The 24,765-nt window shown below is 55.2% G+C and carries 26 protein-coding genes; 10 read left to right on the top strand and 16 right to left on the bottom strand.

What is annotated here, in order from left to right:
* Nucleotides 1-17 precede the first annotated feature (17 nt).
* From ACLGE8_RS10405 to yfbV, 3 genes are all read right to left on the bottom strand, one after another.
* Nucleotides 18-689: a sugar phosphatase gene (locus ACLGE8_RS10405; RefSeq protein ID WP_410998372.1), complete on the bottom strand. Its 672-nt coding sequence runs from the start codon at nucleotides 687-689 to the stop codon at nucleotides 18-20.
* Nucleotides 689-1,183, bottom strand: a complete 495-nt coding sequence (locus tag ACLGE8_RS10400) for a YfbU family protein (protein WP_410998371.1) — start codon at nucleotides 1,181-1,183, stop codon at nucleotides 689-691. The genes ACLGE8_RS10405 and ACLGE8_RS10400 overlap by 1 nt, the downstream gene beginning before the upstream one ends.
* Before the next feature lie 81 nt (nucleotides 1,184-1,264).
* Nucleotides 1,265-1,720: a terminus macrodomain insulation protein YfbV gene (gene yfbV / locus ACLGE8_RS10395; protein ID WP_333497828.1), complete on the bottom strand. Its 456-nt coding sequence runs from the start codon at nucleotides 1,718-1,720 to the stop codon at nucleotides 1,265-1,267.
* A 336-nt stretch (nucleotides 1,721-2,056) separates the two neighbouring features.
* Between yfbV and ackA the strand changes: the two genes are divergently transcribed.
* Nucleotides 2,057-3,259 (top strand): acetate kinase, encoded by a 1,203-nt coding sequence (gene ackA / locus ACLGE8_RS10390; protein WP_035892493.1) that lies wholly within the window; start codon nucleotides 2,057-2,059, stop codon nucleotides 3,257-3,259.
* A gap of 76 nt (nucleotides 3,260-3,335) precedes the next feature.
* Nucleotides 3,336-5,480 (top strand): phosphate acetyltransferase, encoded by a 2,145-nt coding sequence (gene pta, locus ACLGE8_RS10385; RefSeq protein WP_185666802.1) that lies wholly within the window; start codon nucleotides 3,336-3,338, stop codon nucleotides 5,478-5,480.
* A gap of 95 nt (nucleotides 5,481-5,575) precedes the next feature.
* On the opposite strand, the gene yfcD is transcribed toward pta, so the two are convergent.
* The 4 genes from yfcD to ACLGE8_RS10365 all read right to left on the bottom strand — a co-directional run bounded on the left by yfcD (nucleotide 5,576) and on the right by ACLGE8_RS10365 (nucleotide 8,972).
* Complete coding sequence (gene yfcD, locus ACLGE8_RS10380) at nucleotides 5,576-6,121, bottom strand: NUDIX hydrolase YfcD (protein WP_333494418.1); 546 nt, start codon at nucleotides 6,119-6,121, stop codon at nucleotides 5,576-5,578.
* Nucleotides 6,122-6,177: 56 nt separating this feature from the next.
* Nucleotides 6,178-6,729, bottom strand: a complete 552-nt coding sequence (gene yfcE, locus ACLGE8_RS10375) for a phosphodiesterase (protein WP_410998370.1) — start codon at nucleotides 6,727-6,729, stop codon at nucleotides 6,178-6,180.
* A gap of 55 nt (nucleotides 6,730-6,784) precedes the next feature.
* Complete coding sequence (yfcF, locus tag ACLGE8_RS10370; protein ID WP_410998369.1) at nucleotides 6,785-7,429, bottom strand: glutathione transferase; 645 nt, start codon at nucleotides 7,427-7,429, stop codon at nucleotides 6,785-6,787.
* A gap of 124 nt (nucleotides 7,430-7,553) precedes the next feature.
* Complete coding sequence (locus tag ACLGE8_RS10365; RefSeq protein WP_410998367.1) at nucleotides 7,554-8,972, bottom strand: aldehyde dehydrogenase family protein; 1,419 nt, start codon at nucleotides 8,970-8,972, stop codon at nucleotides 7,554-7,556.
* 103 nt (nucleotides 8,973-9,075) lie between these two features.
* On the opposite strand from ACLGE8_RS10365, the gene ACLGE8_RS10360 reads away from it, so the two are divergent.
* From ACLGE8_RS10360 to ACLGE8_RS10335, 6 genes are all read left to right on the top strand, one after another.
* Nucleotides 9,076-9,984, top strand: a complete 909-nt coding sequence (locus ACLGE8_RS10360) for a LysR family transcriptional regulator (RefSeq protein WP_410998365.1) — start codon at nucleotides 9,076-9,078, stop codon at nucleotides 9,982-9,984.
* A 54-nt stretch (nucleotides 9,985-10,038) separates the two neighbouring features.
* Nucleotides 10,039-10,401 (top strand): dihydroneopterin triphosphate 2'-epimerase, encoded by a 363-nt coding sequence (gene folX, locus ACLGE8_RS10355; RefSeq protein WP_410998363.1) that lies wholly within the window; start codon nucleotides 10,039-10,041, stop codon nucleotides 10,399-10,401.
* A 21-nt stretch (nucleotides 10,402-10,422) separates the two neighbouring features.
* Nucleotides 10,423-11,319 carry a TIGR01777 family oxidoreductase gene (locus ACLGE8_RS10350; protein WP_410998361.1) on the top strand — a complete coding sequence of 299 codons (897 nt, stop codon included), beginning with the start codon at nucleotides 10,423-10,425 and terminating at the stop codon, nucleotides 11,317-11,319.
* A 222-nt stretch (nucleotides 11,320-11,541) separates the two neighbouring features.
* Nucleotides 11,542-11,772, top strand: coding sequence for a hypothetical protein (locus ACLGE8_RS10345; RefSeq protein WP_410998359.1), 231 nt, complete (start codon nucleotides 11,542-11,544; stop codon nucleotides 11,770-11,772).
* A gap of 17 nt (nucleotides 11,773-11,789) precedes the next feature.
* Nucleotides 11,790-12,347: a helix-turn-helix transcriptional regulator gene (locus ACLGE8_RS10340; RefSeq protein ID WP_410998357.1), complete on the top strand. Its 558-nt coding sequence runs from the start codon at nucleotides 11,790-11,792 to the stop codon at nucleotides 12,345-12,347.
* A 67-nt stretch (nucleotides 12,348-12,414) separates the two neighbouring features.
* Entirely contained in the window at nucleotides 12,415-12,927 is a 513-nt protein-coding gene (locus ACLGE8_RS10335) for a GNAT family N-acetyltransferase (RefSeq protein WP_410998355.1), read from the top strand.
* A gap of 13 nt (nucleotides 12,928-12,940) precedes the next feature.
* Here ACLGE8_RS10335 and hisP read toward each other — a convergent pair whose 3' ends face one another.
* From hisP to ACLGE8_RS10300, 7 genes are all read right to left on the bottom strand, one after another.
* Complete coding sequence (gene hisP, locus ACLGE8_RS10330) at nucleotides 12,941-13,714, bottom strand: histidine ABC transporter ATP-binding protein HisP (RefSeq protein WP_410998353.1); 774 nt, start codon at nucleotides 13,712-13,714, stop codon at nucleotides 12,941-12,943.
* A 7-nt stretch (nucleotides 13,715-13,721) separates the two neighbouring features.
* A complete protein-coding gene (locus ACLGE8_RS10325; RefSeq protein ID WP_333494409.1) occupies nucleotides 13,722-14,438 on the bottom strand; it encodes an ABC transporter permease in 717 nt (238 codons plus the stop codon).
* Nucleotides 14,435-15,121 (bottom strand): histidine ABC transporter permease HisQ, encoded by a 687-nt coding sequence (locus ACLGE8_RS10320; protein WP_185666789.1) that lies wholly within the window; start codon nucleotides 15,119-15,121, stop codon nucleotides 14,435-14,437. The genes ACLGE8_RS10325 and ACLGE8_RS10320 overlap by 4 nt, the downstream gene beginning before the upstream one ends.
* A 64-nt stretch (nucleotides 15,122-15,185) precedes the next feature.
* Complete coding sequence (gene hisJ, locus ACLGE8_RS10315) at nucleotides 15,186-15,968, bottom strand: histidine ABC transporter substrate-binding protein HisJ (protein ID WP_410998351.1); 783 nt, start codon at nucleotides 15,966-15,968, stop codon at nucleotides 15,186-15,188.
* 221 nt (nucleotides 15,969-16,189) lie between these two features.
* Nucleotides 16,190-16,972 (bottom strand): lysine/arginine/ornithine ABC transporter substrate-binding protein ArgT, encoded by a 783-nt coding sequence (gene argT / locus ACLGE8_RS10310; RefSeq protein WP_220439677.1) that lies wholly within the window; start codon nucleotides 16,970-16,972, stop codon nucleotides 16,190-16,192.
* Between the two features lie 292 nt (nucleotides 16,973-17,264).
* Nucleotides 17,265-17,834 carry a UbiX family flavin prenyltransferase gene (locus ACLGE8_RS10305; RefSeq protein ID WP_410998349.1) on the bottom strand — a complete coding sequence of 190 codons (570 nt, stop codon included), beginning with the start codon at nucleotides 17,832-17,834 and terminating at the stop codon, nucleotides 17,265-17,267.
* Nucleotides 17,835-17,875: 41 nt separating this feature from the next.
* On the bottom strand, nucleotides 17,876-18,889 hold the full coding sequence (locus ACLGE8_RS10300; RefSeq protein ID WP_410998347.1) for a LacI family DNA-binding transcriptional regulator: 1,014 nt from the start codon (nucleotides 18,887-18,889) through the stop codon (nucleotides 17,876-17,878).
* A gap of 345 nt (nucleotides 18,890-19,234) precedes the next feature.
* Here ACLGE8_RS10300 and ACLGE8_RS10295 point away from each other — a divergent pair, with 345 nt between their 5' ends.
* Both ACLGE8_RS10295 and ACLGE8_RS10290 read left to right on the top strand, forming a co-directional pair.
* The gene (locus tag ACLGE8_RS10295) at nucleotides 19,235-20,638 is read left to right on the top strand and encodes an MFS transporter (protein ID WP_410998345.1); all 1,404 of its coding nucleotides are present in this window, start codon (nucleotides 19,235-19,237) and stop codon (nucleotides 20,636-20,638) included.
* Nucleotides 20,639-20,645: 7 nt separating this feature from the next.
* Nucleotides 20,646-22,613 (top strand): glycoside hydrolase family 127 protein, encoded by a 1,968-nt coding sequence (locus tag ACLGE8_RS10290; protein WP_410998343.1) that lies wholly within the window; start codon nucleotides 20,646-20,648, stop codon nucleotides 22,611-22,613.
* Between the two features lie 102 nt (nucleotides 22,614-22,715).
* Here ACLGE8_RS10290 and purF read toward each other — a convergent pair whose 3' ends face one another.
* Nucleotides 22,716-24,233 carry an amidophosphoribosyltransferase gene (gene purF / locus ACLGE8_RS10285; RefSeq protein WP_410998341.1) on the bottom strand — a complete coding sequence of 506 codons (1,518 nt, stop codon included), beginning with the start codon at nucleotides 24,231-24,233 and terminating at the stop codon, nucleotides 22,716-22,718.
* A 33-nt stretch (nucleotides 24,234-24,266) separates the two neighbouring features.
* Nucleotides 24,267-24,755: a colicin V production protein gene (gene cvpA / locus ACLGE8_RS10280; protein WP_185666782.1), complete on the bottom strand. Its 489-nt coding sequence runs from the start codon at nucleotides 24,753-24,755 to the stop codon at nucleotides 24,267-24,269.
* Nucleotides 24,756-24,765 lie beyond the last annotated feature (10 nt).

The raw sequence follows: 24,765 nt of genomic DNA, 5'->3' as shown, positions 1-24,765 counted from the left end.
GGGGCTAAATCATAAGATCAGGCATTCTGCGTGACGTTCACCGTGCCATCCGGCAGCTTCTCAACGCGAAGCGCCGATAGCGTAGAGAGCACAAAATCAACCTCAAGCAGCTCCGGCGTTTCCGGCGGCACGTTAACGGCAGCCACGTGGCAGCCAGCCGCGAGGCCCGACTGAACGCCCGCGGGCGCATCTTCCACCACCAGGCATGCCTGGGGCGGCAGCGCCAACTGTTCAGCCCCCAGCAGATAGGCATCTGGCTGCGGTTTACCACGCGTCACCTGCTCGGCGGTCACAAAGGCGTTCGGCTGCGGAAGCCCGGCCGCGCGGTGGCGCGCATAGGCCACCGGAATCGACCCCGAAGTGACAATCGCCCACGGAATCGCGTTGGCTTCCAGATACTCCAGCAGTTCAACGGCGCCCGGTAGTGCGCGGATACCGTTAAGATCTCCCGCTTCTATCTGCTCCAGCCGTAAGAACTCCGCCTGAATTTCCGCTTCCGATTTACCCGGCATAAAGTGGCGCAGCGTGGTGATCGCCTGCTTGCCGTGGATATAGTCCAGCACCGCTTCCGGGTCAACGCCGTAGCTGTCGGCCCAGAAGCGCCAGGAGCGTTCAATCACCGCCAGCGAGTCAACCAGCGTGCCGTCTAAATCAAAGAGGAAACCTCGACACTGCACGGAAGCCTCCATCAGGCGTTGATTATTTGGTTAATTTCGTTGCTGCTCAGATGATACTGGCGCGGGCAGCCGTGCCAGACGTTCAGCATGCGCTGGTATTTATCCCACATTGGGGTTTGCGCGTTAAAGCCGTGGGTGCCGGCATCAAAGTGGGTGTAACGGCCTTCAATGTTGACCATAAAGCGAACGTAGCCGAGGAAACGCGCTTCGGTCGCGGCATCAAAGCCCAGGAAGGTGACGCGGCGTTCGTCGATGGTGCTGGCGTCTTTCAGGTTAGTCCAGGAGACGTGCAGCGCGTGGTACATCTCCATGATGTCGATAACAATACGACAGGTCTCTTCTTTGAGTTCCCCAAATTCCCTATCCAGTTCACGCATCTGTAAACCATAACCACGTTCGATGATGGTCTGCAGGCGGCGGTAGCGCTCAGCGTTGTCGGGATCAAGCATGGTCATCATTTTGTATTGGTTAGACAAAATCAGACGTTGAGCATGGGTCATTTCCATTTTTCGACTCCTGTTGCGCTTTGCAGCATAAAAAAAGACACAATAATTGTGTCTTCTTTTATATGCGTTTTTCGCCCTCAATTACAAATCATCGAGGAAAGTTTTATCCAGTTGTTTGAAGGCGCGCTTAAGCGTGTCAGCCAGTGCCTGGTAATCCGGCTTGCCTTCGACCGGCGCCAGCGCCTGCCCCGACTCCTGCAATTTGCCGCGCACTTCATAAAACCACTGCAGTATAGAAGGGGGTAACGGCGTCACCGAGCGTTTACCCAGCCACCATAGCCCCTGCATTGGCAGGCTCAGCGCAAACAGCGCGGTAGCAACCGCAGGGCCAAGCTGGCCGCCAAGAGCGATTTGCCAGCACAGCGTAAAGATAGCCAGCGGCGGCATCAGACGGATGGCGTGGCGCGTTGCACGGATGACGCGGTTTTCAACAAACACCGGCGCGAGCCGTTTTTCCAGCGGCCACGTCTTTGCATAAAACTGCCCCCGGCTAAACAAACTGAAGAAACTGACCGGGCGTTGCTCGGGTGTCGACATGGCTTACCTCAACTTCACCTATAAAAATTAAAATATTTTTTAAAACAACAACTGAGTATGACATCGTTCAAAAAATTTTGGCATAGACCCTGCAATCGGGTATTCTGTGCCAGCTTGGGATAACGCGATTCTATACGCTCCAGCACTTCAAATTATCGCATATTCTGCCATTGGCGGAAAATTATGCAAAATGACTTAGAATCAATATGTATTTCTTAGATCATGCCTGAAAAGTGTCTCGGGCATGATGTTAATCATAAATGTCGGTGTCATCCTGCGCTACGCTTTATGACTCATTGACGTTTTTTTAGCCACGTATCATAAATAGGTACTTCCATGTCGAGTAAGTTAGTACTGGTTCTGAACTGCGGTAGCTCCTCCCTGAAATTTGCCATCATTGATGCAGTTAACGGTGAAGAATACCTCTCTGGTTTAGCCGAGTGTTTCCATCTTCCAGAAGCACGTATCAAGTGGAAAATGGATGGCGGTAAACAAGAGGCCGCTTTAGGTGCAGGCGCCGCTCACAGTGAAGCGCTGAACTTCATCGTTAATACTATTCTGGCACAAAAACCAGAACTGTCTGCTCAGCTGACCGCTATCGGCCACCGTATCGTACACGGCGGCGAGAAGTACACTAGCTCCGTTGTGATCGACGATTCCGTAATCCAGGGTATCAAAGACTCTGCGTCCTTCGCTCCGCTGCACAACCCGGCTCACCTGATCGGTATCGCAGAAGCGCTGAAATCCTTCCCTAACCTGAAAGACAAGAACGTTGCTGTGTTCGACACCGCGTTCCATCAGACCATGCCGGAAGAATCTTACCTTTATGCTCTGCCGTACAGCCTGTACAAAGAGCACGGCGTACGTCGCTACGGCGCACACGGCACCAGCCACTTCTATGTGACTCAGGAAGCCGCTAAAGTACTGAACAAGCCGGTTGAAGAAGTGAACATCATCACTTGTCACCTGGGCAACGGTGGTTCTGTTTCTGCTATCCGTAACGGTAAATGTGTTGATACCTCCATGGGTCTGACCCCACTGGAAGGTCTGGTAATGGGTACTCGCTCTGGCGACATCGACCCAGCCATCATTTTCCACCTGCATGACACTCTGGGCATGAGCATCGATCAGATCAACAAGATGCTGACTAAAGAGTCTGGCCTGCTGGGTCTGACCGAAGTGACCAGCGACTGCCGTTATGTAGAAGATAACTACAAAGAAAAAGCTGACGCTAAACGTGCAATGGACGTTTACTGCCACCGTCTGGCGAAATACATCGGTTCTTACACTGCACTGATGGAAGGTCGTCTGGATGCGGTTATCTTCACCGGTGGTATCGGTGAAAACGCCGCAATGGTTCGCGAACTGTCCCTGGGCAAACTGGGCGTTCTGGGCTTCGAAGTTGATCACGAACGCAACCTGGCTGCCCGTTTCGGCAAGTCTGGCTTCATCAACAAAGAAGGCACCCGTCCTGCCATCGTTATCCCGACCAACGAAGAACTGGTCATCGCACAAGACGCAAGCCGTCTGACTGCCTAATATCACACCGCCAGCTTAGCTGGCGGTGCTGTTTTGTATCCCGCCTGAAACTGGCGGTAACGAAAGAGGATAAACCGTGTCCCGTATTATTATGCTGATCCCTACCGGAACCAGCGTCGGCCTGACCAGCGTCAGCCTTGGCGTTATCCGTGCTATGGAACGCAAAGGCGTTCGTCTGAGCGTCTTTAAGCCAATCGCTCAGCCACGCACCGGTGGCGATGCGCCTGACCAGACTACCACTATCGTTCGCGCGAACTCATCTACCACGACTGCAGCTGAACCACTGAAGATGAGCCACGTAGAAGCCCTGCTCTCCAGCAATCAGAAAGATGTGCTGATGGAAGAGATCATCGCTAACTACCACGCGAATACCAAAGATGCTGAAGTGGTTCTGGTTGAAGGCCTGGTCCCAACCCGTAAACACCAGTTTGCTCAGTCTCTGAACTACGAAATTGCGAAAACGCTGAACGCGGAAATCGTCTTCGTCATGTCTCAGGGTACCGACACCCCAGAACAGCTGAACGAGCGTATTGAACTGACTCGTAACAGCTTCGGTGGCGCGAAAAACACCAACATCACCGGCGTTATCGTTAACAAACTGAACGCACCGGTTGATGAACAGGGCCGTACTCGCCCGGATCTGTCCGAGATCTTCGACGACTCTTCCAAAGCAAAAGTCGTTAAAATCGATGCCGACCAGCTGAAAACCTCCAGCACCCTGCCTGTTCTCGGCGCGGTACCATGGAGCTTCGATCTGATCGCCACTCGTGCTATCGATATGGCGCGTCACCTGAATGCGACCGTGATCAACGAAGGCGACATCAACACCCGCCGCGTGAAATCCGTCACCTTCTGCGCACGCAGCATCCCGCACATGCTGGAGCACTTCCGTGCAGGTTCCCTGCTGGTAACTTCCGCAGACCGTCCTGACGTTCTGGTTGCCGCTTGCCTCGCAGCAATGAACGGCGTGGAAATCGGTGCCCTGCTGCTGACCGGCGGCTACGAAATGGACGCGCGCATCACTAAGCTGTGCGAACGTGCATTCGAAACCGGCCTGCCGGTATTCATGGTGAACACCAACACCTGGCAGACCTCTCTGAGCCTGCAGAGCTTCAACCTGGAAGTTCCAGTTGATGACCGCGAGCGCATCGAGAAAGTTCAGGAATACGTGGCGAACTTTATCAATCCAGAGTGGATTGATTCCCTGACCGCGACTTCCGAACACAGCCGTCGTCTGTCTCCACCAGCGTTCCGCTACCAGCTGACCGAGCTGGCACGTAAAGCGGGCAAACGCGTTGTTCTGCCAGAAGGCGACGAACCACGTACCGTGAAAGCGGCTGCTATCTGTGCTGAACGCGGTATTGCGACCTGCGTACTGCTGGGTAACCCAGACGAGATCACCCGCGTTGCAGCGTCTCAGGGCGTTGAACTGGGCGCTGGCGTTGAAATCGTTGACCCAGAAGTGGTTCGCGAAAGCTACGTTGCTCGCCTGGTCGAACTGCGTAAGAACAAAGGCATGACCGAAACCGTTGCCCGCGAACAGCTGGAAGACAACGTGGTTCTCGGTACCCTGATGCTGGAACAAGACGACGTTGACGGTCTGGTTTCCGGTGCCGTTCACACCACTGCGAACACCATTCGTCCACCGCTGCAGCTTATTAAAACTGCGCCGGGCAGCTCTCTGGTGTCCTCCGTGTTCTTCATGCTGCTGCCAGAACAGGTTTACGTTTACGGCGACTGCGCGATCAACCCGGACCCAACTGCAGAGCAGCTGGCAGAAATCGCTATTCAGTCCGCTGAATCCGCGATTGCCTTCGGTATCGAACCACGCGTTGCGATGCTCTCCTACTCCACCGGTACCTCTGGTGCAGGTAGCGACGTAGAGAAAGTACGCGAAGCGACTCGTCTGGCGCAGGAAAAACGTCCTGACCTGATGATCGACGGCCCGCTGCAGTACGACGCCGCGGTTATGGCTGACGTTGCGAAATCCAAAGCACCGAACTCTCCGGTTGCAGGTCGCGCTACCGTGTTCATCTTCCCAGATCTGAACACCGGTAACACCACCTACAAAGCGGTACAGCGTTCTGCCGACCTGATCTCCATCGGGCCGATGCTGCAGGGTATGCGCAAGCCGGTGAACGATCTGTCTCGTGGCGCGCTGGTAGACGATATCGTCTACACCATCGCTCTGACCGCGATCCAGTCTTCACAGCAGCAGTAATCCTTATTCCGCCCGTTCGCGGGCGGTTTAAAGGCAAAAAAAATCCGGAGACGGGAAACCGCTCCGGATTTTTTATATCTGTCGTTTAGTCGCGCTTATTCCGCTTCTTCTTCAACGTGGGCTTCGTTGTTGGCATTGCGGGTCATCCACAGCGCCAGCGCCTTCAGCGAGTCGTCAGTAAACTCATCGCAGCGCGCGGTGATCTCTTCCGGCGTCATCCAGCGAACTTCGCTCACCTCTTCTTCCTGCAGCGCAAACGGCCCGTGAGAAACGCAGCTGAACAGGCTTCCCCAGACGCGACAGTTCTTATCTTCAAAGTAAAACTGCCCGTGATCGGCAAACGGTACGCCAGCGATACCCAACTCTTCTTCCGCTTCACGGCGAGCAGACTCCAGCAGCGGTTCGTCAGCCTGAACAACACCCCCAGCGGTGGCGTCCAGCTTACCCGGCTGATAGTCTTTCGTCTCCGTACGGCGCTGCACCAGAATGTTGCCCATACCGTCGTGGACGACGATATAGGTTGCCCGGTGCCGCAGACACTGCGCGCGCATCTGCTCACGGCTCGCTTGCGCGATGACCTCATTGTCTTCGTTGACAATATCGACCCATTCCGTGCTTGCCAAATGATTCTGCTCGACCATCCGTAAACCTTAAATTGAAAGCGCTCTTACGGCGCGTTTTATGATTGATGGGTAACTTACGGGTTAATGGCAACCTCTGCAATAACCTGTTGATCATTGAGTGCGAAAACCTGCAGCCTACCCTCGTCAAGCATCCCATAGCTTGCGGCAAAACCGCCTTTGGGAATGCTAACCGAACCGGGGTTAAATAAGAATATATCGCCGCGTTTTTCTGCCACCGGCAGGTGGGTATGACCATACGCCAGCACGTCTCCAGCCGACAGCGGCGGCAGATTATCAGGATGATAAAGATGGCCGTGGGTCAGAAACAGGCGCTGTGAATCGGTGAGTACCTGCTGCCAGGATACGGTAATGGGAAACGTAAGCAGCATCTGGTCAACTTCGCTATCGCAGTTGCCGCGCACCGCAATAATGCGATCGGCTATGGTGTTCAGCCGCTCTGCCACCTGTGCCGGGTCATAGCCTTCCGGTAACGCATTGCGCGGCCCGTGGTTAAGCACATCACCCAGAATAATCAGCCAGCGCGCGCCGCTCTCGGCAAACCGCGCTAGCACGCTTTCGGTGGCCGGTAGCGAGCCGTGAATATCCGATGCAAACATCAGTTTCATGAGTCAATTCCCCACAATGATAACCTTGCCATCATAATGGATTTCCACACTTTTTTCAGCCTGTGCGTTTTGCCGAAAGTGCAACATAGCGCTGCACGGAAGCCCGCTGCCACTGGAACGTAGCGTAGTCGGCGAGACGTTCCGGAACATCGTCGCCGTTCAGCACCAGGCGATTAATCATTAGCGCCAGGTCTGTATCGGCAAGACACCACTCACCGAACAAATTAGGCCGACCGTCGGCCAGTAATGCACTGGCAGTGTCAAACAGTTTAGCCGCGCTTTTGCGTCCTGCTTCGGTCAAAGGTGCTTTTTTCTCTCCGGCGAAAATCACCGCCGTGGATCGCTCTTCGCGAATGGGCATCAGATCGCTGCGTAGCCACGCCTGAATCTGGCGCGCGCGGGCGCGTTTTTGCAGGTCGTGAGGGTACAAACGCTCCCACTCCGGCGGCGCAAAGCGTTCATCAAGATATTCGGTAATCGCGGAGGATTCGCTGAGCTCGAAGCCATCAACATCCAGCAGCGGCACGCGACGGGTAGCAGAGTAACCGCGCCAGCCCGGCTGGAGATGTTCGCCAAGGCCAAGATTGACGGTTTTGAGGGTAAACGGCAGCCCCTTTTCCTGCAGGGCAACGTAGACGGACATCACGTAGGGCGAGAAAAAATCGGAATCAGACCAAAGCGTTATCACAGGCTGGCTCATAGCGTCCTCAATCACGGGCAGGAGATGCACGAACGATGGACGCAGAACGCGTCCATCCAACATGCAGTCAACATAGCCTGTCTGGCGGGCGATGTCACTTGCCCGCAACATGAGGATTTTGCAATCAGCCGACCACCAGCGTTTTCGGCTCCAGATAGGCCTGCATCCCCCATTTGCCCATCTCACGGCCCAAACCCGACTGCTTCACGCCGCCAAACGGCGCCAGCGGCTCATGTTCAAGCGTATTGACCATCACGCGGCCGGATTCAATCTGCATAGCCAGCGCTTCACCACGCTCGCGAGAACCGCTTAGCACCATGGCGTTGAGGCCATAATCGGTATCGTTAGCAATCGCCAACGCTTCGGCCTCGTCGCGGTAAGGGATAATAACCAGCACCGGCCCGAAGATCTCTTCGCGGGCGATACGCATCTGGTTGGTCACATCGGTAAAAATGGTCGGCTTCACGTACCAGCCCTTCTCTTGTCCCGCGACGCGCCCTTCTCCGCCAACCAGGATTCGCGCCCCTTCCTGCTGCCCCAACTGAATATAACCCTGCACGCGCTGCCACTGTTTCTGGCTGACCATCGGGCCAATCACCGTCTGGCTATCTCGGGGGTTGCCGGCGGTGAACCTGGCAACGGCAGCAGAGAACGCCTGTTCGAACTCAGCCTGACGAGTGGCTGGCACCAGAATGCGCGTTCCGGCAATACATGCCTGCCCGCTATTCATAAACCCAGCTTCCAGCGCCAGTTGTACCGCGGTGTTCACATCCGCATCGTCAAGGATCACCGTCGGTGATTTGCCGCCGAGTTCCAGCGTCACGCGTTTGAGCGTGCGGGCGCCGCTTTCCACAATATGTTTCCCCACAGCCGTCGATCCGGTAAAGGAGATTTTGGCGATGTCGGGATGGTGATTGATGGTGTCACCCACCACCTCGCCCCGCCCGGTGACAATGTTAAATACACCCGCTGGAATCTGCGCGGCGTGCAGCGCTTCGGTCACAATTTGCGTCTGCCAGGCGCTCATTTCGCTTGGTTTGATAACCGCAGTACAGCCAGAAGCCATCGCGGTCGCGAGCTTATTGCAGATAAAACCAGCATCGCTGTTCCATGGGGTAATCAGCCCGGCGACACCGACCGGCGTCATCACCACTTTGGCTCGGCCTACCCGCTCTTCAAAGCTAAATGATTTAAGCGCATCGATGGCACAGCGAATGGTCTGCGCCGGCCAGGCTGCCATCCAGTGTGCGCGTGCCGATGGCGCGCCGTACTCGGTGATAAGCGCTTCCAGCAGATCCGCTTCTCGCGCCTGTACGGCCAGATACATTCTCTCCAGCACTGCAATGCGCTCTTCACGAGAGGTCTTCGACCAGGCAGGAAACGCGGCTTTCGCAGCGGCAATGGCGCGCTGGGTGTCCTCTTCATCCGCCAGTCGTACCTGGCCAATCACCGCTTCGGTTGCTGGGTTAAACAGGTCAAAAAGCTCGCTGCCGTGTGGGGTAACAAACTCGCCGTTGATATAAATCTGGTTGATGTGCAGCATGATTCGGTCCTCTCATCGTGGGATGTCGTGCAGTATAGGAGCGCTATATCGTTACGATAAGAGGGTATAATATGGATAACCTGTCACGAAAATCGGAACAATCATGCACCGCAGCGGCCTTACCGAACTTAAAATCGTCCTTGCCGTCACCCGCCAGCAAAGCTTTCGCGCCGCTGCGCGCGAACTGGGAATGTCAGCGACGGCCGTCAGCAACGCCGTCGCCGGGCTGGAGTCACGGCTTAATGTCCGGCTTTTTAACCGTACCACCCGTAGCGTCGCGTTAACGGAACAGGGCCAGCGCTACGTGGCGCGCATCGCTCCGGCCCTGGCGGAAATTCAGCGCGCCGCCGAGGAGATTGCCTCCGAGCCGGGAAACCCAACGGGGACGCTGCGCATCAACGCCCCGCGCGAATGCGTTTCGCTCCTGTTCCGGCTGTTTGATACCTATCTGCAGCGCTACCCGCAGATGCGCCTGGATATCGCCACCGAGGCACGGCTTATCGACATTGTGGCGGAGGGATTTGACGCCGGTATTCGCCTCGCCGAGTCGGTACCCCAGGATATGATTGCCGTCACCCTGACCCCGGATGCGCGGATGCTGATTGTCGGCTCGCCGGACTACTTTGAGCGTCACGGCAAGCCGCGTACCCCCGATGACCTCCAGCAACATCAAAGCATCGGCATGCGCATGTCCCACGGCGGGGTTTATCACTGGGAACTGGAGCACCATCAGCAGAAGTTTACCGTGAATGTCCCACCACGGATTATCGTCAGCGAGATGCAGGCAATTCACCGTTCGGCGCTAGCCGGGTTGGGGCTGGCGTTTATCTCAGAGTGGTTTGTCCAGGAGGATCTCAACAGCGGCAAGCTTGTTAGCGTAATGGACGAGTGGTGCCCAACCTTTGGCGGCCTGCGTCTTTATTATCCGGGGCATCGACATGTGCTGCCCGCGCTGCGTGCGTTTGTTGAACTGGCGCACGAACTGAACGCGCGCCAGACCCTGCCGCGATAAAGATGCTTTAGTGTATGATGAACAGGAAAACAAAAATTACGGAGAACACCTGCAATGCCTCAGTCTGACGCCATCATTCGCATCAAAAATTTACGCCTGCGTACGTTTATCGGCATTAAGGAAGAGGAGATTGCCAACCGCCAGGACGTGGTTATCAATCTTGAAATTCGCTACCCGGCGGAAAAGTCACGCAACAGCGAAGATATTAACGATGCGCTGAACTATCGCACCATTACCAAGAGCATTATTCGTCACGTTGAGAATAACCGCTTCTCTTTACTGGAAAAATTAACTCAGGATGTGCTCGATATCGCACGCGAACATCACTGGGTCACTTATGCTGAAGTAGAGGTCGATAAAGTTCACGCGCTGCGCTATGCCGATTCGGTATCCATTACCCTGAGCTGGCAACGCTAAGCGCTCCCTTCGGGAGGTGGCATGAAAATTCTGATTACCGGCGGCACTGGGCTGATTGGCCGCCATTTAATTCCGCGTTTACTGACGCTCGGGCACACGGTCTGCGTGGTGACCCGCTCACCGGAAAAAGCCCGCCAGACGCTCGACCCGCGCGTTGAGCTGTGGCCTGGGCTACAGAACATGTCATCGCTCGACGGTATTGACGCCGTTATCAATCTTGCCGGTGAACCCATCGCCGACAAGCGCTGGACGGCGCAGCAAAAGCAGAAACTGTGCGACAGCCGCTGGGGGATCACCCAGCGAATTAGCGATTTAATTCAGGCGAGCGCGACGCCCCCTTCGGTCCTGATTTCTGGCTCGGCCACCGGCTATTACGGCGACCTCGGCGAGGTTGTGGTGACGGAGGAGGAGCCACCGCATAACGAATTTACCCATAAACTGTGCGCGCGCTGGGAGCAAATAGCCTGCACGGCACAAAGCGAATACACCCGCGTCTGTCTGCTGCGCACCGGCGTAGTGCTGGCGCCAAAAGGCGGCATCCTCGCTAAACTACTGCCACCGTTCAGGCTAGGCCTTGGCGGCCCCATTGGCAACGGCAGGCAGTATATGGCGTGGATCCATATCGACGATATGGTCAACGGTATTCTCTGGCTGCTGGATAATGATTTGCGCGGGCCGTTTAATCTGGTTTCGCCCTACCCGGTACATAACGAGCAGTTCTCCCACGCGCTGGGTCAGGCGCTGAATCGCCCGGCCATTCTTCGCGTCCCTGCCACCGCTATACGCTTGCTGATGGGCGAATCATCGGTGCTGGTGCTGGGCGGCCAGCGCGCGCTACCCAAACGGCTTGAAGCCGCCGGGTTTGCATTTCGCTGGTACGATTTAGATGAAGCGTTGGGCGATATTCTCGCCCACTGATACTCCACACGGCGGTGATGGCGCCTGGCTATCACCGTGCTTTTCCCACCTCTGGAATTCGCTACGCAGTTCCGTCATCAAGCGCCTATCCCTCTGATACAAACGTGAAGCCGCTTCCAACGCGTTACCTCCCGCTTTGCCATAACTCCCCTGCGGACTTTATTGCGCCTACTTAATATTGACAACCGTCAACACAGTATCAATACTCTACGGGACACATTGATGAAGGAACTTCCAGATAAACATATCAGGGCAGCCATTGATTACGTGCTAAGGCGAGGCTGGTTGTTCATCGCCAGCGGTAAAAGCGCCCACTGTTTTGGCCGCTTACAGTGCGGTACGGCCGAACATCGGGATCATATGATGAGCATATGGTCGACCCCAGCCGTTCCGTTGCACCACGCACGGCAAATTAAACGCATGGTCGACCGCTGCCAGCCCAAACATTCGTAGAGCAAGGGAGAAACAAAATGCCGTTATTCAACTTCACGCTAACGCTTTCCGGGGTCAGTCGCAGCACTCCGGGCCTTGAAGAGGCGCTGTATCACGCGCATTGCGCTGATGCGCTGATCTGCTTCTACGGAACGGCGGTCTATCTTGATTTCGACAGGGAAAGCGACACCTTAGAGCAGGCCATTCTTTGTGCCATTCGGGATATTGAATCTGCGCCATCGCTCAATGCGAGGGTAGAGTCGGTCGATTCGACCCTCGTCGGGCTCAGTGATATTGCCGAACTGACCGGCGTTTCCCGCCAGGCTATTTCGCTGCTTAAAGACGGTGCGCGCGGCACAGGTCAGTTTCCAGCGCCTATCCAGCGTGTGAAGGGCAATTCCCCACTCTGGCGCTGGCAAACTGTCGTGGAATGGCTGGTAACGGAGGAGCGCATTGACGAGAACTCACCAATGGTCGCGCATGCCCGCACGCTGGATAGCCTCAATCTGGCGCTACAGCTTCGCGCTTCTCAGGAGAGCCAAACGGTGTTGCACTATTTCCAGCGTCTGGAACGCACTACCGTTCTCAACGGCTAATTCCATGCCATTACGCCGCCTGCGGTGCTAAAGTACGGCCTCAGATTTTGCTTAATGGCATAGGAAAATGGCAACCCTCATCACCCGGCGACTACAGCTTTCTCCCTTTAATGACAGTGACTGGCCCTTCTTTCTTCATCTGCGACAAAATCATGAGGTGATGCAGTTTATGGGGGAGGTGCTTGACGAGGCGGCAATACGTGCAATTTTTGCCCTACGCTGCGACTCCCCTGCGATCTTTGTTATCCGCGATGAAAACGGTACGCCGCTTGGCGATATTGGGCTGCAGATCAGCAGTAAAAATCCCCATGAGGCGGATGTTGGCTATGCGCTGCTGCCAGAGGCGCAGGGCAAAGGGTTTGCCAGCGAGGCGCTCGGTGCAATATGCGATTATGGCTTTCAACAGCTTGGCCTATGGGCCATTAATGCCTGGGTACTGGGCGATAATCAAGGTTCGGCAAGGCTACTGGAAAAGCACGGTTTTATCCGCACACAGGTACTGACCAAAGCCTATAGGCTGAACGGTAAGGATTACGATGACTGGGTTTACCGGCGGGAAAATGCCCCCACGCATGCGTGAGGGCGAGTGAAACTTACTTTAATGCACCGCTCAGGAACTGCTGCAGACGCGGGCTCTTCGGATTGCCAAACAGCTCTTCCGGGTTACCTTCTTCCTCAATTTTGCCCTGATGCAGGAAAATCACGTGCGATGAAACATGGCGAGCAAAGCCCATTTCGTGGGTCACCACCACCATGGTTTTTCCCTCTTCCGCCAGCTTCTGCATAATGCGCAGCACCTCGCCCACCAGCTCAGGGTCAAGCGCGGAGGTCGGCTCATCAAATAACAGCACCTCCGGCTCCATCGCCAGCGCCCGGGCAATGGAAACGCGCTGCTGCTGGCCACCGGACAAATGCACCGGGTATTTACTCTGCTGGCGCTCGTCGATGCCTACTTTTGCCAGGTACTTCACCGCGCGATCGCGCGCTTCCTGCTTGCTCAAGCCCAGCACCTGAATCGGCGCTTCCATCACGTTTTCCAGCACCGTCATGTGGCTCCACAGGTTGAAGTGCTGAAACACCATCGTCAGGCGCGTGCGCAGCAGGCGAAGCTGGTTTTTATCCGCCACCTTCAGCTGACCGTCGCTATCGCGGACCAGGCCAATGTTCTCACCGTTAACGATAATGGTGCCTTCGCTTGGCTTCTCAAGGAAGTTAATGCAGCGCAAAAAGGTACTCTTACCGGAACCGGAAGAGCCGATGATGCTGATCACATCCCCGGCGTTTGCCTTCAGCGATACGCCCTTCAGCACCTCGTGCTCGCCATAGCGTTTGTGCAGGTCGATTACGTTTAGTTTTTTATCAGACATCATATTCTCAGTGCGTAGAAGACGGTTTCATGTGCTGTAACCAGCGCTTTTCCGCTTTGCGGAACAGGCTAATCAGTACATAAGAGATAGCCAAATAGAGCACCGCCGCAATGCCGAAGGCGGTAAAGGGTTGATAGGTAGCCGAGTTAATATCGCGCGCAATCTTCAGCAAGTCAGGCACGGTGGCGGTAAATGCCAGCGCCGTTGAATGCAGCATCAGGATAACTTCATTACTGTAGGCCGGCAGCGCAATGCGCAGCGCCGATGGCAGAATGATGCAGCGATAAAGCTTAAACGACGAGAAACCATAGGCGCGCGCTGCTTCCACTTCTCCCGCCGGAACCGAGCGAATCGCCCCGGCAAAAATCTCGGTGGTGTAAGCGCAGGTATTGAGCGTCAGCGCCAGCACCGTACAGTTCAGGCCGCTGCGGAAGAAGGCGTTTAACAGCTCCGTGCCTTTGACGATTTCCAGCGTATACATGCCGGAATAGAACACCAGCAGCTGCACATAGAGCGGCGTACCGCGGAAAATATAGGTAAATAGCCACACCGGGAATTTGATGTATTTATTGCTGGAGACGCGGGCAATGGCCAGAAACAGCGCCAACACGCCGCCCATCACCACCGACAGCACCAGCAGCCAGAGGGTAATCGCGACGCCGGTAAAGCGATAGCCATCGGTCCACAGCAGCGATTTCCAATACTCCTGAATGATCTCAATCACAGGTCAGCCCTCTTCACGCCCACGGAGTAGCGGCGTTCGAGCAGCAGCAACACGCCATTGGAAACGGTAGTAAATAGCAGATAAATCAAGCCACAGACGATGGCGAAGTAGAACGGTTCCCAGGTGCTTTTACCGGCAAGTTGGGTCGCTTTGACCACGTCTTCCAGACCCAGCAGCGAGACCAGCGCGGTCGCTTTGAGGATAACCTGCCAGTTATTGCCAATACCCGGCAGCGCATAGCGCATCATCGCGGGGAACAGAATACGCCGGAAGGTTTGTGCGCCGGTGAAGCCAAAAGCCGTCGCGGCTTCGATATGACCTTTAGGCACCGCCATAAACGCACCGCGGAAGGTTTCGGTGAAATAAGCGCCGTAGATAAAACCAAGGGTGATGATACCGGCGATCATCGGATCGATATCAAACTGCGCCAGCCCGAGCGCGTCGGTCAGCACGTTGAGCGCCATCTGCAGCCCGTAGAAAATCAGCAGCATCAGCACCAAATCGGGTACGCCACGAATCAGCGTGGTGTAGCCCTCAAAAATTAACGCCAGTACGCGATTTCGGGAGAGCTTTGCTCCCGCGCCCACCAGACCAATAAGCACGGCAAGAACCACTGAGCTGATAGCCAGCTCAAGGGTGACAAGAGCGCCCTGAAAAATTACCTGTGAAAACCCGTACAGCATGCTGCCAGTCCTGTCTTTACGCCCACCGTTTTGTGCGTGCAAAACGGTGGGTTACTCGTGATGATTACTCGCCGTAAACGTTAAAATCGAAGTACTTCTTCGCCAGCTTGTCGTAGGTGCCGTCGGCACGCATATCAGCAAACGCTTTGTTCAGCGCGTTCAGCAGCTCGGTGTCGTCTTTACGCAGACCCATACCGGTACCCACACCGAACAGCTTCACGTCTTTAATGGACGGGCCGCCGAACTGGTAGTCTTTACCGATAGGCTGTTTCAGGAAACCTTCACTTGCCGCCACTTCGTCCTGGAACGCTGCATCAATACGACCAGCGGTCAGGTCAGAGTAGATATTGTCCTGCCCCTGATAAGAGACAATTTCAATACCCTTCGGCGCCCAGTGTTCGTTACCGTACGTCTCCTGAGTGGTGCCCTGCAGTACGCCCACGCGCTTGCCTTTCAGCGTGGCGAGGTCCGGCGTAATTGGAGCACCTTTTTTTACTACCAGACGGGAGTCAGCAGCATAGAGTTTGTCGGTAAAGGCGATTTCCTGCTGACGTTTTTCAGTGATCGACAGCGAGGACATGATGGCATCGATTTTCTTCGCTTTCAGCGAGGGGATCAGGGCGTCCAGCGGGTTTTCTACGAAGGTACATTGTGCCTGGATGCGCTTACACAGCTCTTTTGCCAGATCAATGTCGAAACCCACTAATTCACCCTGCGCATTCTTTGATTCGAACGGTGCATACGTTGGGTCAGTACCGATACGCACTTTTTGCGGGATTGCTGCAAATGCGCTTGATGCAGAAGCAAGCGCTAATACCAGAGAAAAAGACAACGCCAGTTTTTTCATATCATCCTCTACAAGCTGTGATTCTTGTGTGTTTTTTAGAAATAATCTGAGCAGTTATCGTGCCATCTTTCGGCCCTTCAAGGCAAAGCATTCTGCCCTTCAGGCTGGCTTTTTTCTCATTAAAAATGCTTAATTATGCAACCTCGCGCAACTTTCGAACAAAAAACGCACCATCGTGGTGCAAGAACAAATATATGCACCACGATGATACATGCTACCGGTTAGTCGCCGTAGACGTTGAAGTTAAAATACTTCTTCGCCATCTTGTCGTAGGTACCGTCCGCGCGCAGCTCCGCTAACGCTTTATCGAACGCCGCTTTCAGCTCTACGTCATCTTTACGCAGCCCAACACCGGTGCCGTCACCGAAGTATTTCTTGTCTTTTACCGACGGGCCAGCAAACTCAAAATCTTTACCGGCAGGCTGTTTCAGGAAGCCTTCGCTGGCGGCGACTTCATCCTGCAATGCCGCATCCAGTCGGCCAGCGGCCAGGTCGGCGTAGATCAGATCCTGGTTTTGATAGGCCACCACGTCCACGCCTTTGCTGCGCCAGTTTTCATTGGCGTAAGCTTCCTGCGTTGAACCCTGAAGCACACCGATGTGCTTGCCCTTCAGACCGTCCAGCGTCGGTTTAACCGAAGAACCTTTGGCTGCAATCAGGCGGGAATCTGCCGCGTACAGCTTGTTGGAGAAGGCAATCTCCTGCTGGCGCTTTTCGGTGATCGACAGCGAAGAGATAATCGCGTCAATTTTCTTCGCCTTCAGTGACGGGATCAGCGCGTCAAAATCGCTGCCAACCCAGGTGCACTTGATGCTGGCGCGTTTACACATTTCGTTGCCCAGATCGATATCAAAGCCAATAAAATCGCCTTTGGCATCTTTCGATGAGAACGGTGCGTAGGTGGTATCGGTACCAATGCGGATGCTCTGTGGCAGTGCGGCAAATACGCTGGAGGCGCTGCTGAGACCCAGCAGCAAAGAGAGAGCCAGAACCGTCTTTTTCATACGTTCCCCTATTAAACCGTGATGTCGTTAACTGCTAATAGTTATGTTGTGTTGTGTCTGCAAAACCTACTCTGCATCTTCCGTGCCATCTTTAACGTTGCAAAAACAGTCGATGTTAAATTTGTTAACAAAAAGATAATGAGAGGTGATCATCAGGAAAGATATCAGCCGCAGCGTATAAATCGAGTACAAAAGTGCAAACGGGATGATTAAATATCGAGGATTTGATCGGTGTTACACAATTGCCCTGAAACAGGGCAAAAGCGACATCATGCACGATGGTGGCGCAGAGTTATGCGCCGGTCCAACGAGTAAAGAGATCTTCTGGCAGGGTGATATCGAAAAGATCGAGCACGCGGTTAACGGTCTGGTTAATCACGTCATCCAGCGTTTGCGGGCGATGATAAAACGCCGGAACCGGCGGCATGATCACCGCGCCGATTTCCGCCGCTTGGGTCATCAGCCGCAGATGGCCTAAATGCAGCGGCGTTTCGCGCACGCACAGCACCAGCGGGCGGCGCTCTTTCAGCACCACGTCGGCCGCGCGGGTCAGCAGGCCGTCGGTATAGCTGTTCACGATGCCGGAGAGCGTTTTTATCGAGCACGGCAGGATAACCATACCAGCGGTTTTGAACGAGCCAGAAGAGATGCTTGCGGCGATATCTCGCGCATCGTACACCACGTCCGCCAGCGCCTGAACCTCACGCAGCGAGAAATCCGTTTCCAGCGCCAGCGTCTGCCTTGCCGCCTGGCTCATCACCAGATGCGTTTCGACGTCCGCCACAGTTTGCAGCACCTGCAGCAGGCGCACGCCGTAAATAGCGCCGCTTGCGCCGGAAATACCAATGATGAGTCGTTTCACACGAACCGCCCTGTAGCCATAATGGGGCAAACTTTGCCGGATTACGGCGCCAGACGCAACCGCAACGCGTCGCTATCCGTCACCGAACTGCCGCGCGCCACCAGCCGCACTGGGAGCAGCAGATTGCGTTCGCTTTCGTCGTTCATCAGCAACTGAAAGGCATCTCGCCCCAGTTCACGCTTATCAACCGCTACCGTGGTCAGCGGCGGATGGGCCCAGGCCGCGGCATCGATGTCATCGAACCCGACGATGGCCACCTCTTCCGGCACGCGAATGCCCCGACGGGCGCACTCGCGCATCGCCACCAGCGCGGCTACGTCGTTATAGGCAAAAATCGCATCCGGCGGCTGCGGTAGCGCCAGCAGTCGTGACATTCCTTCAACCAGAGCCTGCTCGATCTCTTTAATCGGCGGCACCTCAACACAGTATTCTGGCGCGAGCGTCATCCCGGCATCAAACAGCGCCTGCTGATAACCCTCGACGCGCTGACGAATACTGTAGTGGCGCTGTGAAGTCCCCAGAAATGCAATGCGGGTTCTCCCCTGCTCCAGCAGATGACGCGTGGCAATGAAACCGCCGTGGAAATTATCCGGGTTCACGCAGGGAAAATCAGCTGCCCATAAATCGACCAGCGCCACCGGCAGGGCCGTCTGGCGTAGTTCGGCCAGCACCTCTGGCTCAAGGTAGCCGGCGCAAACCAACGCATCCGGCTGGTGCAGTTGAATCAGTTCAGTCACCGAATCCTGTGGGCCAATAGGTTGAAAACTCATGGCGATATCATTTTCCCGGCAGGCATCCGCCACGCCCAGCATCACCGTCGAGTAGAACGGCAGCGCGCTGGCGATATTGTGTTCCCGGTGGAGTAAAAACATCAGCCGCTTAATACGGCCGCTACGCAGACGGCTAAAGTCATAGCCCTCTGCCTGAGCAATCGCCAGGATGCGCTGCCGCGTTTCATCACCGAGCCCCGGTTGCCCTTTGAGGGCGCGGGAGACCGCCGCAATCGAAACGCCGCACGCCGTGGCAATATCTTTGATTCTAATTTTCTTCGCCATTCCGTTCGTTTCCGCCTGTTCGCTATCATGCCGGACAGAGGATACCACGCCCCCTATTCTGCTCGTAAAGTAAGATTTCTATTTACTAAACAAACTAACGCCACACTACCAATAACTCCTAAAAATGACTTTCGCCTTAACAAAATCATCAATGATTGTGACATGCATCACTAATTAAAGTTTATTTATAGTAAAAACAAGATCAAATTCACTCTTTAAAACGTACGCTATATACCCGCTTTTCGCTCAGGATCTATGCTCAGCGCCGTTAGTTATTTACTAAAAATCGTCAGAGATACGCCGTAATGACTTTTTGAATCATCACACCCTGTTCGAGGATTGGTTATGACCATTGCTGATAACCTGGATACTGATGTACAGACCGTTGATGCGGGAGAGACGCTCTCTACCCGCGAAAAGATAGGCTATGGATTAGGCGATGCAGGCGGGCATTGCATCTCAGATTTGATTAGCGGCTTTTTGCTCTTTTTCTACACCGATGTCTTTGGGCTGAGCCCCGCTATCGTCGGTGCGATGTTCTTCACTCTGCGTATCTTTGATGCCGTTTCTGACCCGGTCATGGGCGTGATTGCCGACCGTACCCGCAGCCGCTGGGGTCGTTTTCGCCCATGGCAACTCTGGACTGCCGTGCCGCTGGGCATCATCGGCATTCTGACCTTTACCGTCCCGGACATGAGCGCGAACGCAAAAATCGCCTGGGCGTTCGGCACCTACTTCCTGCTCTCCATCGGCTACACCGCCAACAACGTGCCTTACTGCGCGTTGATCAACGCCATCACCAACCGTCACGATCAGGTGATGTCCTGCCAGTCCTGGCGCTTCGTGTTAAGCGGCATTGCCGGTTTCCTCGTCTCGGTGGGTCTGCCGTGGATGGTGGAATATTTTGGTCAAGGCAACCTGGCTAAGGGTTATCAGTATGGCGTTACCGTACTGTGCACCATCGGCATGGTGCTGTTCCTGCTGTGCTTCTTCTGGGTGAAAGAGCGTGTGCCGCTATCGCTGGCGGGTAACTTTACCCTGCGCGAACACCTGGCCGGGCTGCGCAAAAATGACCAACTGCTGATGATGCTAGTAATGTCCTTCCTGCTGGTGAATATTCTCTGTATTCGCGGCGGCGGCTACATGTACTTTATCTCCTACGCGCTTGAGGGCGGCGCTGGGTATATGTCGATGTTCTTCGGTATCCTCACCGTTTCCGGGATTGCCGGGGCCATGATCGTCAACCCGCTCTCGCGCCGCGTCGATATGGTGCGCCTCTACTACTGGACTAACCTCGTGCTGGTCGCCTTCGGAATTGGCATGTACTTTCTGCCGGTTGGCCCGCAATACCAGGTGCTGTGGCTGGTCTGCATTGCGGTTAACAGCGTGATTCAGGGCTTCACCCTGCCGCTGCACTTCTCGATTATGGCCTTCGCCGATGATTACGGCGAATGGAAAACCGGCGTGCGTTCCTCCGGGATGAACTTCGCCTTTAACCTCTTTTTCATCAAGCTCTCCTGGGCCTCTTCCGGCGGAATTATCAGCCTGATCCTGATTATGGTGGCCTATCAGCCTGGGCTTGGAAACCAGACGCCAGCGTCTATCCATGGCATCACCCTGCTGCAAAGCCTGGTACCAGCGCTGTTCCACTTTGTGCTCGCCATGTGCCTGCTGAAGTGCCGTCTTAACGGCCCAATGATGAAACGTATTTCTACCGACCTTCACCAACGCCATTCACACATTTCCTGAGGTAAACATGATGCAGTCTGATGTGATTGAAGCCGATCTGAACCGAATCACCATTACCGACCCATTTTTAGGGGAATACCAGCGCCTCATCCGCGATGTGGTTATCCCTTATCAGTGGGAAGCGCTGAATGACAATCTTCCGGAGGCGGAACCCAGCCACGCGCTGGCTAACTACCGCATTGCCGCCGGTCTTGAGCAGGGTGATTTTTATGGGATGGTCTTTCAGGACAGCGATGTCACCAAATGGCTGGAAGCGGTTGCCTGGTCACTCAGCCAGAAGCCTGACGCCCAACTGGAAAAGACCGCCGATGAGGTGATTGAACTGCTGGCGCAGGCGCAGTGTGAAGATGGTTATCTGAATACCTGGTATACCGTAAAAGAGCCGGGCTTACGCTGGACCAACGTGGCTGAGTGCCACGAGCTTTACTGCGCCGGACACCTGTTCGAAGCGGCGGTGGCGTTTTACCACGCCACCGGCAAGCGTCGCCTGCTCGATATTTCCTGCCGCTTTGCCGATCACATCGACACGGTTTTCGGCCCCACCCCCGGGAAGCTGCGCGGCTATCCGGGGCATCCGGAAATCGAACTGGCGCTGATGCGTCTGTATGAAGTTACCCAGGAACCACGCTATCAGACGCTGGCCCGCTTCTTCGTCGAAGAGCGCGGCCAGCAGCCGTACTACTACGATATTGAGTTTGAAAAACGCGGCGGCACTCGCCACTGGGTCGGCTGGGGCGATGCCTGGCCTGGCATGATTAAAGACAAATCGTACACCCATGCGCACAAGCCGCTTTCCGAGCAGCACGAAGCGGTCGGCCACGCCGTCCGCTCGGTGTACCTGATGACAGGGCTGGCGCATATCGCCCGTATGACCCACGACGAAGATAAGCGCCAGACCTGTCTGCGCATCTGGGACAACATGGTGCAGCGCCGCATGTACATCACCGGCGGCATCGGATCGCAGGGAATTGGCGAAGCCTTCACCAGCGACTATGACCTGCCGAACGACACCGCCTACGGCGAAAGCTGCGCCTCAATTGGCCTGATGATGTTCGCCCGGCGCATGTTAGAAATGGAGGGCGATGCTCACTACGCCGATGTAATGGAGCGCGCGTTCTACAATACGGTGCTTGGCGGAATGGCGCTGGACGGTAAGCACTTCTTCTACGTCAACCCGCTGGAGACGCACCCGAAAAGCATTCCACATAATCATATCTACGATCACATTAAACCGGTTCGCCAGCGCTGGTTCGGCTGCGCCTGCTGCCCGCCGAATATTGCGCGCACGCTGGTTGCTATCGGCCACTACATTTTCACCCCACGCCCGGATGCGCTATTTATCAACTTCTACGCCGGTAGCGAAGCGCAGTTCACGGTGAACGACCAGACGCTGGCGCTCAAAATCGAAGGCAACTACCCGTGGGATGAAGAGGTGAACATTCGCTTCACACATCCGCAAGCGGTCGAACATACCCTGGCGCTGCGTCTACCGGAGTGGTGTGAAGCACCGAAGGTGCTGGTCAACGGTCAGCTCGCGGTGGGCGATACCCTCAACGGTTACCTGCATCTGTACCGGGAGTGGCAGGAAGGTGACGTGATTACGCTGCACCTGCCGATGACTATCCGGCGTGTCTACGCCAACCCGCTGGTGCGCCATGCGGCAGGCAAAGTGGCGATTCAACGCGGGCCGCTGGTCTACTGCCTGGAAGAGGCGGATAACGGCAGCGAACTGCATAACCTGTCGCTGCCAAAAGAGAGCGTATTCCGTGAGATTCAGGGCGTGGGCGTGCTGAAAGGCAAAATTCTGTTGCAGGCGGAAGGGTTACGCGTGCTGACCGCGCAGGAGGACAAGCCGCTATACAGCTTTGATAATCGTCAGACGGCGGTTGAGAAGCAGACGTTAACCTTTATCCCGTGGTTTAGCTGGGCCAACCGTGGCGAAGGCGAAATGCGGATTTGGGTGGACGAGGCGTAACCATAAAAAAAGCCGGATGGCGGTTACGCCTTATCCGGCCTACAACGAGGGTAGACGGTAGGCCGGATAAGACGCGATGCGTCGTCATCCGGCATTCCTGATTTACCCTTCGTTATGCATCTCTAAGTTTTCCACTTCATTCTGCAACTGCACCGCTTTCGCGTCGTCATTACGCAGAGAATCGAGGAAATCGAGATAGGTCTGGTCGACGTCTTTAGTCACGTACACCCCGTTAAACACCGAGCATTCAAACTGCTGAATATCCGGGTTCTCCGCGCGTACCGCGTCAATCAGATCGTCCAGATCCTGGAAGATAAGACCGTCAGCGCCGATGATCTGGCGAATCTCATCCACTTCACGCCCGTGAGCAATCAGCTCGGTAGCGGTTGGCATATCGATACCGTAGACGTTCGGGAAACGAATTTCCGGTGCCGCAGAGGCCAAATAGACCTTCTTCGCCCCGGCTTCACGTGCCATCTCGATAATCTGCTCAGAGGTAGTACCGCGCACGATGGAGTCATCCACCAGCAGCACGTTCTTATCGCGGAATTCAGCGCGGTTCGCGTTGAGCTTGCGGCGAACGGACTTACGACGCAGCTGCTGGCCCGGCATGATAAAGGTGCGGCCCACGTAGCGGTTTTTCACAAAACCCTGACGATACGGTTTGCCGAGAATACGGGCAATTTCCAGCGCGATATCGCAAGAGGTTTCCGGAATCGGAATGACTACGTCGATATCCAGATCTTCCCATTCACGCGCAATCTTCTCGCCGAGCCTGGTCCCCATGTTTACGCGGGCGCTGTAGACGGAAATCTTGTCGATAAAGGAGTCCGGACGCGCGAAGTAGACGTACTCGAACAGGCACGGGTTGCTCACCGGGTTGTCAGCGCACTGACGGGTGAACAGCTGGCCGTTTTCGGTGATGTAGACCGCCTCGCCCGGCGCAACGTCGCGCAGGAATTCAAAGCCGAGGGTGTCCAGCGCCACGCTTTCGGAGGCCACCATATATTCGGTGCGACCGTCGCCAATATCACGCTTGCCCAGCACCAGCGGACGAATACCGTTCGGGTCACGGAAAGCCACCATGCCGTGGCCGATAATCATCGCGACGCAGGCATACGCACCGCGAATCTGGCGGTTGGTGGCGGCAATAGCCGCGAAGATGTTGTCGGCTTCCAGCGGGTAATGACGGAAGTTATCCAGCTCGCTCGCGAAGATATTGAGCAGGATTTCAGAATCGGAGGTGGTGTTGATGTGGCGGCGTTTTTCTTCAAACAGCTTTTGACGTAACTCGTGCGCATTGGTCAGGTTACCGTTATGCGCCAGCGTAATGCCGTACGGGGAGTTGACGTAAAAAGGCTGGGCCTCAGAGGCGCTGGAGCTGCCCGCCGTTGGGTAACGCACGTGGCCAATACCCATGTTGCCCTGCATACGCTGCATGTGGCGGGCTTCAAAGACATCGCTCACCAGACCGTTCGCTTTACGCAAGCGGAAGCAGTTGTTGGCATCAATGGTGATGATGCCAGCGGCATCCTGTCCACGGTGCTGCAGCACCGTTAGCGCATCATAAATCGACTGGTTTACCGGCATGACACCGGCGATACCGACAATACCGCACATACGTCTTTTCCTCGTTAAGCAACGACCCAAAGCTTATACTTTGGGCAAGAAACTTGACGAGCTTTGAAGGTATTCAAAAAACCATCTGATAACCGGTGAGAAATAGGGAATAAACTGCGAATGCTGCCAGTCATCGCTTTTGGCCATCCCGGTAAAGGTGTCAAGGAAGAACAAGATAGCGGCGATAATCAGCACCCCACGTAATGCGCCGAAGCAGATCCCCAATACCCTGTCTGTACCCGACAGACCGGTCTTTTCCACCAGTTGGCCTATCACAAAGTTGACGATAGCGCCGACGATGAGCGTCGCGATGAACAGCGCCGCAATAGCAATCCCATTTCGAACCCGTTCGTCCTCAAAGCCCGTAAACCAGACTGACAGGTCAGTGTAGTAATGGCTGGCAACGTAGAAGGCACAGCCCCATGTCACCAACGATAATGCTTCACGAACAAAGCCGCGGATGAGGCTCACCAAGCAAGATAAGCCCAGCACCGCGATAATGGCGTAATCAATCCAGACCATATATGTCCCA

The organism is Kluyvera sp. 142486 (assembly GCF_046569695.1).
Taxonomy (GTDB): Bacteria; Pseudomonadota; Gammaproteobacteria; order Enterobacterales; family Enterobacteriaceae; genus Kluyvera.
This window is presented reverse-complemented; position numbering and strand designations above follow the sequence as displayed.